The sequence below is a fragment of the Geomicrobium sp. JSM 1781026 genome (assembly GCF_041949955.1).
In the GTDB taxonomy this organism is placed as follows: domain Bacteria; phylum Bacillota; class Bacilli; order Bacillales; family Marinococcaceae; genus Geomicrobium_A.
Map to the genome: position 1 here is coordinate 1 of NZ_JBHFQF010000027.1, position 1,384 is coordinate 1,384.

At 44.7% G+C, this 1,384-nt stretch carries 1 protein-coding gene; it reads left to right on the forward strand.

From position 1 onward, the window contains the following. Positions 1-96: 96 nt before the first annotated feature. On the forward strand, positions 97-1,281 hold the full coding sequence (locus ACE1TF_RS20405; RefSeq protein WP_375019469.1) for an IS256 family transposase: 1,185 nt from the start codon (positions 97-99) through the stop codon (positions 1,279-1,281). Positions 1,282-1,384 lie beyond the last annotated feature (103 nt).

Consider the following 1,384-nt stretch of genomic DNA (forward strand, 5'->3'; position numbering starts at 1 on the left):
GGTAGAGTCCATATAATTGTGTAAAAGTCAAAAGGGTCATATTGATCCCATGTTACAATGTTTTCGCCATGAAAATTATGAACAGGGGGAATCAATATGACCCAAGTAAATATTACATTAGACTTGGAACAATTGAAAGACGAATTAATGGAAACGAATTTAGGTGCTGTGACGAAGTCTGCCGTCATTGTGGTGTTAAACCAAATGATGGAGAAAGAGCGCGACGAATACCTGAAAGCCAGTGCTTACGAACGTTCTGAAGACCGAGTAGATATGCGTAATGGCTACTATGAGCGAGATTATACGATGAGCTTAGGGAAGATGACGTTGAAGGTTCCGCGCACCCGACAAGGGGAGTTCTCGCCTTCCATTTTTGAGAAATACGAACGTGCCGAGCAGTCATTGGTCTTAGCGATGTTGGAAATGGTGATTAACGGTGTATCTACCCGTAAAATTACCAAAGCGGTCGAACAGCTCTGCGGGGAGAGTGTTTCGAGTTCTTACGTATCAACGCTTACAAAGAGGCTCGACCCGATTGTTCAAGAATGGGCAGACCGCCCATTGAACGTCATGAGGTTTCCCTACCTCTATGTCGACGCGATGTATATTAAGGTTCGAGAATATCAAAAGGTGGTTTCCAAAGCGGTATATGTCGCCGTGGCGGTCAATGAAAAGAACCGCCGCCAAATCATTGGTTTTCAAGTCAGTCATGTCGAGTCAGAAGAGGGATGGACGCGTTTCTTTGAACACTTGCAGAAGCGAGGATTCACCTCACCGAGACTGATTATCTCTGATGCCCATACAGGCTTAAAGAAGGCGATTCAGTCCACATTTGTCGGATCAAGCTGGCAACGGTGTACCGTTCATTTCAAACGAAATTTAATTGCAAAGGTACCCAAGAAAGGCGCGCAAGAATTTACTGCAGTAATGAAGGATCTGTTCTTACAGAGCTGCCCCGATCGCGCACGTCGGATGAAGAATGAGCTGGTGGCTTCCTATGAGGAACAGCCACGATTTGAAGAAGCTTTAACGGTGTTGGACGAAGGTTTTGAAGATGCCATTCAGTTTATGAGTGAGCCGAATAGTTATCACCCACAACTACGAACAACGAATAATGTCGAACGACTCAACGTTGAAATTCGTCGACGAGAACGCATTATCAATATCTTCCCGAACACTCAATCTGCTTTTCGACTCATTGGGGCGGTACTGAAGGATTATGACGAGAAGTTGGAACATCTCCAACGACCCTTTTTACGAAAAAGTTCAGATGAGAAATGATTTTTCAAGGGGCCTGCAGGCCCCTTGAACGCAACACCTCAAACCTAAATGAATGACTTGGCTACTCGTTGTAACACTTTTACACATAAATCTGGACTTGACT